The following is an 11,792-nucleotide window of genomic DNA, read 5'->3' as shown; positions in this document are numbered from 1 at the left end:
AAAAAATTAACAACTTTTTTATAGTACTTCTTAAAAAATAATTTAATTTGATGAGGAAATTTGTAGAGGATGGCACATAAGGGCCTTTTTTAGATGATTGGTTTGGATGTGAGTATATATTTGCGTGGTGCTAATATCGGCATGACCGAGCAATTCTTGAATAACCCGGAGATCCGCTCCACCTTCAAGTAAGTGACTAGCAAAACTATGACGTAAAACATGGGGAGAAATATTCTCGGGGTTAAGCCCTGCTTTTATTGCTGCTTGTTTTAGAAGAATAGCAAAGTTTTGCCTAGTCATATAACCGCTACTAGACGCCGAAGGGAATAAATAAACTATATTTTTAGGATATTTTTCTATTAATTGACCGAGCTTGCAAGCCGTTAGTTGCTAAATATTCAATCCAATCCCTAACATTCTCGATACCGGTATTTAATTCTAATATTTTTTGCCGGGACAAAAAGGCTTGAAAATCCAGTAAATCACGCTTATAGCTAAATAAGGAATTTTTTGATATTCCCCGCTCGGCTAACATCATTTCGAGAAACTGCTCGATAAATTCCATAATATACTGCTTAATTGACCTGAAGAATTGTGGTTTATGTCAAGCCCGCATCCCTGGTGTCATACCGTGGCTTGTATCTGTGTTGTACGAACGTTTAAATCAAAGAGGTAAAATTCTGTCATTCCATGGCTTGTCAGCGTTGTTGCATGGATCAAGAAAAGTGCTATATGTCATTCCTGCGAAAGCAGGAATCCAGAAAAAACACTTAAAATAAGTAAAATTATATAAAAATTTACTATATAATTTGCTTAAATATTCTCTGGATTCCCGCTTTCGCGGGAATGACATCAAAAATTCGAGCCATGCAACAACGTCCTTCGTGGCTTCGCAATGACAATTTTTGCAACGTTCGTACAGCAATGTACCTATTCATATGGAGGCCAGGGCCGGAATCGAACCGGCGTATAGAAGATTTGCAGTCAACCGCATTACCACTTTGCTACCTAGCCTAAAGTCCTTGGGATTTTAGACAGTTTTGAGTAAAAAAGCAACAATTTTGTGGTTATATGTTATTCTCTTGCGGCATTATTTACCGCTCCTTCAAGGCGTTGTTGTGTGGCTCTAAAAAAGTGTCGTATGTCATTCCTGCGAAGGCAGGAATCCAGAAAATTATTCTAACAAATCTTTCCAATCAGGATTATATTGTTCTATTAGTTTTAATTTCCAAGCTCTTTTCCATTTTTTTATTACTTTTTCTCTTGCAATTGCTTCTTTAATGTCAGTAAATTCTTCAATATACACAAGCTTTGTAACGTTGTATTTTGTGCTAAATCCTTTAATTATTTTTTGTTTATGTTCATAAGCACGGCGAATTATATTATTAGTTATACCAATATATAAAGTACCATTTCGATCAGAACATAATATATATACCCAGTACATTACACTTTAATTTTTCTGGATTCCTGCCTGCGCGGGAATGACATACAGCACTTTTTTAGAGCCATGCGGGCAACACCTACTCATTCGCTCCGTGGCAATATTTATATTTTTTACCCGAACCGCAAGGGCATAATTCATTACGTGATACCCTACCCCAACTAGCCGGATCGGATGCAATTCTTTCTTGCGGATCGATGCGGGAGATGACGGGTTTTAATTCCGTTTCTACGCTACTACCGGCGTTATATTTGCTAAATGCCGGATCTTCCCTGCTCTCTCGCATATTTTTTTGTAGCTTTTTATGCTCAAGCGATAAATCCTCTTTCTGAATATGGCTAATATCGATATGAAAGTGATAGACGGTTTGAACAAATAACTCTTTTAAATTATTTAACATCTGTTCAAACAGATTAAACGCCTCTCTTTTATACTCGCTAAGCGGGTCTTTTTGGGCATAAGCACGAAGAGATATACCTTGTCTCAAATGATCTAAGCTATGTAAATGATCTTTCCAAACTTGATCAAGAGTAGTTAATAAAATATATTTTACCGCATTATGCATTAAATCGGCAGTATATGTTTCTTCTTTTGATTTATATAATTCATTTGCCGTTTGCGTAACTATTTTTATAACGTCTTCCTCGGTTACGTCGTTTTTGCTTACCAGATTCCGGTCAAATTTTATAGCAAAAATACGATGTAATTCTAAGCTCAAATTTTCTAAATCCCAATCTTCACGATAAGAACCTACCGGCATAAATATTAAAATTATTTTTTTGATTAATTCTTCGGTGGTTATCTGTAAAAAACCGTAACTATCTTTAGATTTAATAATTTCGTTTCGTTGTTCATATATTATTTTACGTTGATCATTCATTACGTCATCAAAACGCAATAAATTTTTACGTATTTCATAGTTATGTCCTTCGACTTTTTGCTGGGCTTTTTTCAAGGAGCGGCTAATCATCGGGTGATGGATCGCTTCGCCGTCTTTAAGCCCCAAAGTCCTTAAAATTCCTGAAATACGATCAGAGGCAAAAATCCGCATTAAATCATCTTCTAAGGAAAGGAAAAATTTAGTAGTACCCGGGTCGCCTTGTCTGCCTGACCTACCTCTTAATTGGTTATCGATTCGGCGGCTTTCATGCCTTTCCGTGCCGATTACAAACAACCCGCCGACATTGATAACTCGTTGTTTTTCATCGGCTATTTGCTGCTTTATTTCGGCTATCTTTATTTCGTAATTTTCAGGTGATGAATTTTCTTTAGTTAGCTGCTCTATTAACATTTCCGGATTACCGCCTAGCATAATATCAGTACCCCGCCCTGCCATATTTGTAGCAATAGTTATTGCCTTAAACCGACCGGCTTGGGCAATAATAAAAGCTTCTTGTTCATGAAATTTAGCATTTAATACTTTATGGATAATCTGATGTTTATTTAACAAATTAGAAATCTCTTCGGATTTCTCTATACTTACTGTGCCGACTAATACCGGCTGCCCTCGTTCATAACAATCTTTAATAAGTTTTAAAATAGCGTCATATTTATCTTGTTTAGTGCCGTAAATTTCATCGTCAAGGTCAATTCTACTAATTTTGTTATTAGTCGGCACGGCAACCACGTCAAGGTTATAAATATCTTTTAACTCTGAAGCTTCAGTCATCGCCGTACCGGTCATACCGGATAATTTAGGGTAATTACGGAAATAATTTTGAAAAGTAATTGAAGCTAAAGTTTGATTTTCATTTTGAATTTTCACTCCCTCTTTGGCTTCTAAAGCTTGATGCAGACCTTCAGAATAGCGACGTCCATCCATAACACGTCCGGTAAATTCGTCAATAATCATTACTTTGCCGTCACGTACTAAATAATCCACATCGATCGTAAACATGTTATGAGCTTTTAATGCTTGGTTAACATAATGAACTAGGCTTAAATTCTCAAAATCATATAAGCCGGACGACGACTTTATAATATTTTCTTGAATTAACAACTCTTCCGTATGGGTAATACCGTTTTCCGTTAAATTAATTGTTTTTAATTTTTCATCTTTTTCATAATCGGCTTGCTCCAGCTTACGTATTATTTTATCAATTTTACTATATAACTCTGAATTATCGTCAACAGGACCTGAAATAACTAACGGAGTTCTGGCCTCATCTATTAAAATTGAATCAACTTCGTCAATAACCGCAAATTCAAAGGGACGAAGTACTTTTTCTTGCATACTATACTTCATGTTGTCCCTTAAATAATCAAAACCCAGTTCATTATTGGTAGCATAAGTAACATCGGCATTATAGGCTTCACGTCTTAAATTATCGCTAATGCCGCTAACAACGCAACCAACCGATATCCCTAGAAAATTATAAATTTTCCCCATCCATTCGGAGTCACGCTTTGCTAAATAATCATTAACCGTTACGACATGTACACCTCTTCCACGTAGTGCATTTAAATATACCGGCAGCGTAGAAGTCAAAGTTTTACCTTCACCCGTACGCATCTCCGTAATCATACCACGATGCAATATCAAGCCACCGATAAGCTGAACGTCAAAATGCCTCGTTCCATGAACTCTTTTTGCTGTTTCTCTCACTACTGCAAACGCTTCATAGGCAATTTCATCCAGCGTAGCACCGTCTTTTAGCTTCTGTTTAAACTCTGCCGTTTTATTTTTAAGTTCATCATCCGAAAGCTTTTGAATTATCGGCTCGAATGAATTAATTTTATCGACCTCTGAAAATAGTTTTTTAACGGTCCGATCATTTGCCGTCCCGAAAAATTTTTTAAATAAAGAAAACATTAAAATCCTGAATTAGTTAATATAAATAAGTATGGTGTCATGCCATGGCAGCGTTGTTGTGTGGATCGAATTTTTGCAAAGCGTTCGGTGTCATGCCGTGACTTGATCACGGCATCCAGTCTTTTTATTAAGGCTTTTTCTGGATTCTGTGGTCGTAGCCACGGAATGACAGAATTTTCACCTCTTTATTTAAACGTTCGTACAGCAGTGGGCTTGACCACGGCATCTAGGCTTTTACTAAGTTTTTTTCTGGATACCGTGGTCAAGCCGCGGTATGACACTGTACGCTTTGCAAAAATTCGAGCCACACAACAACGCCTTACATTTTACCAAAATAAGACATTGTTATAAAATTATCAAACAATATTATAAATAGCTGTTGACGAAGGAATATAGTTTTTATAGAATTTAAACCTATATTTAAACAATTATGAGCCATATCTAATGAAAAAATTATCTGTTATATTCTTATCTGTCAGTATGTTATCTAGCATAGCGTTTGCCGATGATAAAGTAATTGCTACTTATAAAGGCGGAGAAGTGAAAGAATCACAAATTATGAAGGAGCTTGCCCCACAACTTAGTATGCAACCCGAATTAAAGGATAAAACATTTGCAGATTTTGCTCCTGAACAACAAGAGCAATTAATAAAGATTTTTGTTAATAATATTTTGTTAAAGCAAGAAGCAGAAAAATCAGGTATTGAATCTTCTAAAGAATTTCAAGAAAAACTCAATAATGCTAAAAATCAACTAGCACAGCAGGAATTATTATCAAATTACGTAAAATCACATATTACCGATAAAATGATTGACGAAGAATATAATAAATATGCAGAGTCTCTTAAAGGTAAGGAAGAAATAAAGGTTGCTCATATTTTAGTTAAGACTAAAAAAGAAGCTGATGAAGTGAAAACTAAATTAAGCAAAGGACAGAATTTTGCTAAATTAGCACAAACTTACTCTACAGACACTTCTACAAAAGCAAACGGCGGAGATATCGGCTATATTATTTTAAATCAACAAGGTCAATTAGTACCGGAATTTGAGAAAAAAGCATTTGCTCTAAAAGTAAATGAAGTTTCGGCACCTATAAAAACTGATTTCGGCTGGCATGTTATTACCGTGCTTGAAAAAAGACCGGTACGTGTGCCGGCTATAGAAGAAGCTAAAACAATGATAAACAACAAGCTAGCGGGTGATGTATTAAAGCAATATATAGCTGATTTAGAAAGCAAAGCCGATGTAAAAATAATACTGCCTAAAAAAGCAGAAGCAACAGACGCCGATAGTAAAAAATAAATAATATTTAGTGCTATTCCTTTCGATATTGTTCCGGCAATGGCACATGGGTGTGCCATTGTAAGGAGGGAAAGGGTTTGTTGCATGGCTCTAAAAAAGTGCCGTATGTCATTCCTGCGTAAGCGACGTTGTTGCATGGATACCTAAATCGTCATGGCGAGCGACTTGATCGGCATTGTTGCGTGGCTTGAATTTTTGATGTCATTCCCGCGAAAGCGGGAATCCAGAGAATATTTAAGCGAATTATATAGTAAATTTTTATATAATTGTGCTTATTTTAAGTGTTTTTTCTGGATTCCTGCTTTCGCAGGAATGACATACAGCACTTTTTTCGATCCATACAACAATGCCTATGTCTCCTCGCCATGACAATTCCGGAGCCATGCAACAACGTCGTTAATCTAAAAACTTAACTACATATATTTATCTAAAACATCGGACATAATTTTCCGAGCGATAGGAGCTGCTGCTCTGCTGCCGCCGCCTCCGTGGTCGACAAAAATAGTAACCGAATATTTTGGGTTGTGATACGGAGCAAATCCTATAAATAAACCGTGGTTACGTCGCTCCCAAGCGATAGATTCACGGTTTAAATCATCTTTTGCACTCGTTTTTGCTTGTACTTGCGAAGTACCGGTTTTACCGGCTAATTGACGATTTTCGCCTAAGATTCTATTATAGTAAGCAGTACCGCCGGTTATATTCACTGTATTATATAACCCTTCTTGTATTATTTTAATATTTTGGGGATCAATACCAATTTGTTGAAATTTGGGCTGAAGCTCGGAATCATTCTTAACTATCTGCGGAGTATATAATTTACCGCTAGCTATAGCCGTGATAAATCTTGCTAGTTGGATAGGCGTAACGGTGGTAAAGCCCTGCCCTATTGCTAAATTAAAAGTATCACCGATTGTCCACGGAGCTTTTAATTTTTGTTTTTTCCATTCTTTGGAAGGAACAAATCCTGAACTTTCCGAGGTTAAATCAATACCGGTTTTTGAACCGAAGCCGAATTTTCTAGCAGTTTCTAATATCTTATCGCCCCCTATTATCCTTGATAATTCATACATATAAATATTACAAGAATGTTTTATAGCCCCAAGCATATCTAAAGCACCGTGACCGTGATGATTCCAACATCTAAAACTATTAGTACCTAGCACCGACGCACCGTTACAGAAAAAAGTTTTATCAGCTTTTATGCCTGATTCTAAAGCAGCTAATACGGTAATTATTTTAAATACTGAACCTGGGGGATAACAATTTTGTACCGTTTTGTTGATTAACGGCTTATAAGAATCGTTAGTTAAGCTACTCCAATAATCATCTGATAATTTACTAAAATTATTTGATTCAAATACGGGAGAAGCAGCAAGAATTAATATATTGCCGTTTGTAGTATCCATAACTATTGCTGAACAACCTTGTTGATTTAGGTACGGTTGTATCTGTTTTTGCAGATTAACATCAATATTTAAATGGATGTCTGCCCCTGATTTACTAGCTACGTTAGTAATCTCTCTTACTTGCTTGCCAAAAGCATTAACCTCAACTTTTTTATAACCGAATTCTCCACGTAATTTATGCTCATAATATTTTTCAATTCCGGACTTACCGATATTAAAGTCACTTACATTATAAATATTTTGCTCGTTTTTTTCTTGTTCATTCATGCGACCCGTATAACCGATTAAGTGACAGGTAACTTCCGAAAACGGATAAAATCTTGAATAGCCTATATCAATAAATATTGAAGCCAGCTTTTGTTTTTGCTCTTCAATTAAAGATACTTGTTGCCAATCAAGTTGGTCAAGTATCATTAAAGGTGCATGCCTACTGGATTTTTTGATTTTTTGCTTAATATAATTTTGTTTTTCTAACGACAAATTCAAAATTTGGCTTATCAAAGCTAATTCATCTAGATATTTAACACTGCTATTTCTATCTATTAATAACTGAAAACATGCTTGATTTGTTGCGAGTATATTACCTTCCAAATCATAAATTCGTCCTCTTGCGGGAGGAATAACCACAAAATTAATACGATTTTTATCGGATAAAGTTTTGTATTCTTCACTTTTAACGAGCTGCAAATAAAACATACGCACCCCTAAAAACGACAAAAGCCCTAGCTTGCCTATGCCAATTAAAAAGGCTCGACGTGATACTAATTGATCATGTAATATTTTTTTGTTTAGCATTTTTTTTGAAATAGTCTAACGGATAGTCAAGTAAAAGACGAATTAAATTATAGGAAAATATAGTCGTTAAATATTGAAATAATATTGTAATATAACCGTCCGAGTGAAAATTCTTTATAAATATCAATAAATATCTAAGGTTTATTATAAAAAAGCAATAGGTACAAAAAATAATAAAATTTGTGAGATAATTTTTAGTAAGAAAAAACCGTGCAGCTAATTTAAAAAATAAATGAGCGGTTAGAAATACTAAAGAATTTGTCCCCAAAGGCATTGAATATAGCGGATCAAGCAGTATGCCGGCTAAAAATATCATCCATAAGCTTAAATTATAAAAAGAAGTAAAATAATAAATAAGGATTATTTCACAAGCAGGAAAAATAGCACTTTCCATATTAATTTTAAAATTCATTACCGGAAATAATAATATAAAAAAACATATTAAAATAAATAATAGCTTTAATACTATTTGTGCTACTTCTTTAAATATTTCTGGAACTGCCTTCGAGGATATTTTGGACATCACAATAACTCCAATTCCAAAGCTATTGAAGAGATAAGCGGCAATGATAAATTATATTTTTGTATAAAATCTAAAACCAATTTTACTGCTTCTCTTCCTTCTACTAACCCTTTATATTCTTGTAAAAATTTCTTTTTATCCTCTTGGGTTCCAAGCTCATAACCGAATCTTGCATTACGTGATATTTTAGAATAACAGGTAAGAATCAAATCCCCAACCACTCCGGGTTTAAGTAAAATATCTGAATCGCTTTGCATACCGCCAAGAGCTTTCGATAAAATACTTATTTCCTTTAACGCCTCCGTAATAAGTAAAGCTCTAGCGTTTTCTCCCTGCCCGCTTGCTTCATACAAACCGCTTTTAATGGCAATGATGTTTTTTACGGCTCCGGCTACTTGCAATGTCACTATATCGTCGCTAGTGGTTACGATAAAAGACTCAGATCCTAAGCTAGCGGCAAGTTTATTAGCTAAATTCTCATCAGAGCTTGCAATAGTTACGCCGGTTAATAACCCGTTTGCTATTTCTTTAGCTAAATTCGGTCCGGCAATAAAAGCTATGGGGTTATCAGGCAATATAGATTTCACTCTAGCCGATAATAGCTCGGTAGGGTTATTTGCAAAGCCTTTTGTGGCAATTAGTAAAACAGTATTAGAAGAAATACCGGAAGTTTTTAATAGCTTTATTGCACTATCAAAAGCCATAGAGGGGGTAGCAATAATAATTACTTCAAAATCCTTGACAGTAGTTAATTTCGTAGTGGCGATTATATTATTCGGCAATATAATTTCGCCTAAATATTTACTGTTAGTTTTTTTAACATTAATCTCATTAGCTATATCATTATCACGCAAAAATAAGGTAGCATTATTACAGCATCTAGCAACCCCGCAAGCAAGTGCGCTGCCAAAACTCCCGCCTCCGTAAACGGCAATATTTTTAAATTTATCCATGTTTTTAGTATTATGATCTATATGTAGGCCTTCTGCTAGAAGCGTGTCATTCCCTCGTGGCATTGTTGCATGGCTCGAAAAAAGTGCTGTATGTCATTCCCGCGAAAGCGGGAATCCAGAAAAAACACTTAAAACAGGCAAAATTATATAAAAATTTACTATATAATTCGTTTAAATATTCTCTAGATTCCCGCCTTCGCGGGAATGACATAGAATATGCTTTATTTATCACACAACATATAATTCTCTTCTATTGCTGTTAACCTAGCTTTAACAATTTGTCCTACTTCCACGGGACTCGCAAGCTTTACCGGAATAAAATTTTCTGTATGAGCTAGTTGATTATTTTCTATCAATAAATTTACTTCTTGCCCGATATGCCTTTTATAAAATTCATGCAATTGTTTTTGCCCTTCTTGACGTAAAATTTCAGCTCTTTCTTTTCTAACTGACTTTAGCACTTGCGGCATCTTAGCGGCAGGCGTTCCCTCCCGCTCTGAATAAGGGAACACATGTAAATATTGCAAACCTGCTTCTTCGATTAATTTCCTACTATTCTCAAACATCTCCGGTGTTTCGGTAGGGAATCCGGCTATAATATCAGCACCGAAAGATACTTCGGGTCTAATAGCCCGTAACTTACGGCAAAAATCAATTATGCTTTGGCGATTATGGCGGCGTTTCATTCGCTTTAATATCATATCATCACCGGCTTGCAAACTAATATGAAAATGCGGCATTATTTTTGGCGAATATGCTATAAGATTAAAAAGTTCGTCATCAATTTCCGCCACATCGATTGAAGATAAGCGTAGCCTTGTAAGCTGCGGCACTAATCCAAGCACTCGCTTAATCATTTGAGCAAATGTCGGTGAGCCTGGAAGGTCAGGACCGTAAGCGGTGACGTCTACACCGGTAAAAACAATTTCCTTAAAACCATTTTGTACTAAATGCTTAACCTGATTTGCTATAATACCGATAGGGGTAGATCTACTATTGCCTCTACCGTAAGGTATTATACAAAAAGTACAACGATGATCACAACCGTTTTGCACCTGAATAAACGCCCTTGACTTACCGTCAAAGCTGCTTATTAAATGGTTTGCGGTTTCTTTAACTGCCATTATATCGTTAACCGCTATTTTTGCGTCTGAAAGCCTATAATACTCGGCAAATAGCTTTTCTTCATTGCCGATAACTTTATCGACTTCCGGCATATCGGCAAATATTTTAGGTTTATTTTGAGCCGAGCAACCGGTGACGATAATTTTTAAATCAGGATTGTTTTTTTTGGCTTTGCGGATAGCTTGCCTTGCTTGCTTTTCAGCTTCACTAGTTACGGCACAAGTATTAAAGACCGTTATATTTTCAAGACCGGATAATGCTAGGTTTTTCCTAATTATTTCACTTTCATAGATATTTAACCGACAGCCAAACGTCACTACTTCTTGTGCTTTACTCATAATAAAATTCTCCGCTAGCAACTAAACTAGCCGATCCTCGCATTATTATATGCCCCTTCTGCTCGGACATAATAAGGCTACCTAGTTTAAACACTACTTCACTTGGAGAGTGCGTAAAGCCTAGTTTTAAACTTGCCGCAAAACTTGCACAAGCACCACTACCGCAAGCGAGCGTTAGCCCTGCCCCTCTTTCCCAAACCGATAAGTAAATTTTATTATCCTTAACTTCAGCAAAATTAACATTGACGCCGTCCTTAAATAATTCTTTATCCTGTAATTTTTCTCCGATTATATTTTGATCTTGAGGCTCAACTTTACTAAAAATAACCAGATGCGGATTACCGATATCAACACAAATAGTTTCTTTTAAATCGATCATATAGCGCTCAGCAACTGCCCAAATCTTTTCACGCTCAGGCATCCAGGATTCAGCAAAGCTAACTACTCCGACATTAACGCTAATTTGATCGTTATTATCAACACTACATAATAGTTTTTTATCGACTATTTTTATAGTTATATTCTTTTCGCCCAATTTAAGATACAATAACTTAGCAAGACATCTTGAAGCATTACCGCATAATTTAGCACTAGAGCCGTCTGTATTATATACAAACATCTCATAATAATTGGACTTTTTACTGTAAATAATAAACTGATCACAGCCAATCCCTAGATGGCGATCGGCTATATCTTTAGCGAGCTGTGCTAAATTACATTGCTCCGGCAAATCATTTGCATCAATGATAACAAAATCATTCCCTAGCCCATGCATTTTTACGAACTTAATTTTCTTTATCATCTTATGGATTCTAATATTCTGGATTTACGAAATCTATTATATCAAACTTCTTTGAGTTTTGGAAATAAATAACTATACTGTTTATTGTAGTGTCAAAAACATAAAAAGCTATTTCCGCCTTCACGGGAAGACGTTGTTGCGTAGATAAGTTAAAGCATGTTCGATGTCATTCCCGTGAAAACGGGAATCTAGAAAAGTATATTTAGTCATCCTGAATTTATTTCAGGATCTAAATTATAAAGAAATGCTGAAACAAGTTCAGCATGACAAAGAAAAGTCTGGATTCCCG

At 35.6% G+C, this 11,792-nt stretch carries 9 protein-coding genes, 1 tRNA gene and 1 pseudogene; 2 read left to right on the top strand and 9 right to left on the bottom strand.

The features are described 5' to 3' along the window. Positions 1-42: 42 nt before the first annotated feature. From AAGD48_RS05155 to secA, 4 genes and pseudogenes are all read right to left on the bottom strand, one after another. Positions 43-565: pseudogene (locus tag AAGD48_RS05155) on the bottom strand (tyrosine-type recombinase/integrase). A gap of 374 nt (positions 566-939) precedes the next feature. Further along, a tRNA-Cys gene (locus AAGD48_RS05150) sits at positions 940-1,014 on the bottom strand. A gap of 160 nt (positions 1,015-1,174) precedes the next feature. Further along, the gene (locus AAGD48_RS05145) at positions 1,175-1,447 is read right to left on the bottom strand and encodes a GIY-YIG nuclease family protein (protein ID WP_341789482.1); all 273 of its coding nucleotides are present in this window, start codon (positions 1,445-1,447) and stop codon (positions 1,175-1,177) included. Between the two features lie 76 nt (positions 1,448-1,523). Beyond that, complete coding sequence (gene secA / locus AAGD48_RS05140) at positions 1,524-4,256, bottom strand: preprotein translocase subunit SecA (RefSeq protein WP_341790683.1); 2,733 nt, start codon at positions 4,254-4,256, stop codon at positions 1,524-1,526. Positions 4,257-4,295: 39 nt separating this feature from the next. Here secA and AAGD48_RS05135 point away from each other — a divergent pair, with 39 nt between their 5' ends. After that, positions 4,296-4,607, top strand: coding sequence for a palindromic element RPE4 domain-containing protein (locus AAGD48_RS05135; RefSeq protein ID WP_341790682.1), 312 nt, complete (start codon positions 4,296-4,298; stop codon positions 4,605-4,607). A 93-nt stretch (positions 4,608-4,700) separates the two neighbouring features. Further along, on the top strand, positions 4,701-5,558 hold the full coding sequence (locus AAGD48_RS05130) for a peptidylprolyl isomerase (RefSeq protein WP_341790681.1): 858 nt from the start codon (positions 4,701-4,703) through the stop codon (positions 5,556-5,558). Positions 5,559-5,971: 413 nt separating this feature from the next. Here the strand turns inward: AAGD48_RS05130 and mrdA are convergent, their stop codons facing one another. The 5 genes from mrdA to dapF all read right to left on the bottom strand — a co-directional run bounded on the left by mrdA (position 5,972) and on the right by dapF (position 11,503). After that, a complete protein-coding gene (mrdA, locus tag AAGD48_RS05125; RefSeq protein WP_341790680.1) occupies positions 5,972-7,762 on the bottom strand; it encodes a penicillin-binding protein 2 in 1,791 nt (596 codons plus the stop codon). Then, entirely contained in the window at positions 7,737-8,285 is a 549-nt protein-coding gene (locus AAGD48_RS05120; RefSeq protein ID WP_341790679.1) for a hypothetical protein, read from the bottom strand. The genes mrdA and AAGD48_RS05120 overlap by 26 nt, the downstream gene beginning before the upstream one ends. Beyond that, positions 8,285-9,238 carry an NAD(P)H-dependent glycerol-3-phosphate dehydrogenase gene (locus AAGD48_RS05115; RefSeq protein WP_341790678.1) on the bottom strand — a complete coding sequence of 318 codons (954 nt, stop codon included), beginning with the start codon at positions 9,236-9,238 and terminating at the stop codon, positions 8,285-8,287. The genes AAGD48_RS05120 and AAGD48_RS05115 overlap by 1 nt, the downstream gene beginning before the upstream one ends. 221 nt (positions 9,239-9,459) lie before the next feature. Next, positions 9,460-10,701 carry a tRNA (N(6)-L-threonylcarbamoyladenosine(37)-C(2))-methylthiotransferase MtaB gene (gene mtaB / locus AAGD48_RS05110; RefSeq protein WP_341790677.1) on the bottom strand — a complete coding sequence of 414 codons (1,242 nt, stop codon included), beginning with the start codon at positions 10,699-10,701 and terminating at the stop codon, positions 9,460-9,462. Then, the gene (gene dapF / locus AAGD48_RS05105; protein ID WP_341790676.1) at positions 10,694-11,503 is read right to left on the bottom strand and encodes a diaminopimelate epimerase; all 810 of its coding nucleotides are present in this window, start codon (positions 11,501-11,503) and stop codon (positions 10,694-10,696) included. Before dapF ends, mtaB begins: the two co-directional genes overlap by 8 nt. Positions 11,504-11,792 lie beyond the last annotated feature (289 nt).

Origin of the sequence: Rickettsia endosymbiont of Polydrusus tereticollis, from assembly GCF_964026385.1 — a bacterium.
Taxonomy (GTDB): Bacteria; Pseudomonadota; Alphaproteobacteria; order Rickettsiales; family Rickettsiaceae; genus Rickettsia.
This window is presented reverse-complemented; position numbering and strand designations above follow the sequence as displayed.

Bases quoted from the DNA above. Each gene is read 5' to 3' on its own strand.
- AAGD48_RS05145 (WP_341789482.1), bottom strand. From the start codon at position 1,447: ATGTACTGGGTATATATATTATGTTCTGATCGAAATGGTACTTTATAT.
- secA (WP_341790683.1), bottom strand. From the start codon at position 4,256: ATGTTTTCTTTATTTAAAAAATTTTTCGGGACGGCAAATGATCGGACC.
- AAGD48_RS05135 (WP_341790682.1), top strand. From the start codon at position 4,296: ATGCCATGGCAGCGTTGTTGTGTGGATCGAATTTTTGCAAAGCGTTCG.
- AAGD48_RS05130 (WP_341790681.1), top strand. From the start codon at position 4,701: ATGAAAAAATTATCTGTTATATTCTTATCTGTCAGTATGTTATCTAGC.
- mrdA (WP_341790680.1), bottom strand. From the start codon at position 7,762: ATGCTAAACAAAAAAATATTACATGATCAATTAGTATCACGTCGAGCC.
- AAGD48_RS05120 (WP_341790679.1), bottom strand. From the start codon at position 8,285: ATGTCCAAAATATCCTCGAAGGCAGTTCCAGAAATATTTAAAGAAGTA.
- AAGD48_RS05115 (WP_341790678.1), bottom strand. From the start codon at position 9,238: ATGGATAAATTTAAAAATATTGCCGTTTACGGAGGCGGGAGTTTTGGC.
- mtaB (WP_341790677.1), bottom strand. From the start codon at position 10,701: ATGAGTAAAGCACAAGAAGTAGTGACGTTTGGCTGTCGGTTAAATATC.
- dapF (WP_341790676.1), bottom strand. From the start codon at position 11,503: ATGATAAAGAAAATTAAGTTCGTAAAAATGCATGGGCTAGGGAATGAT.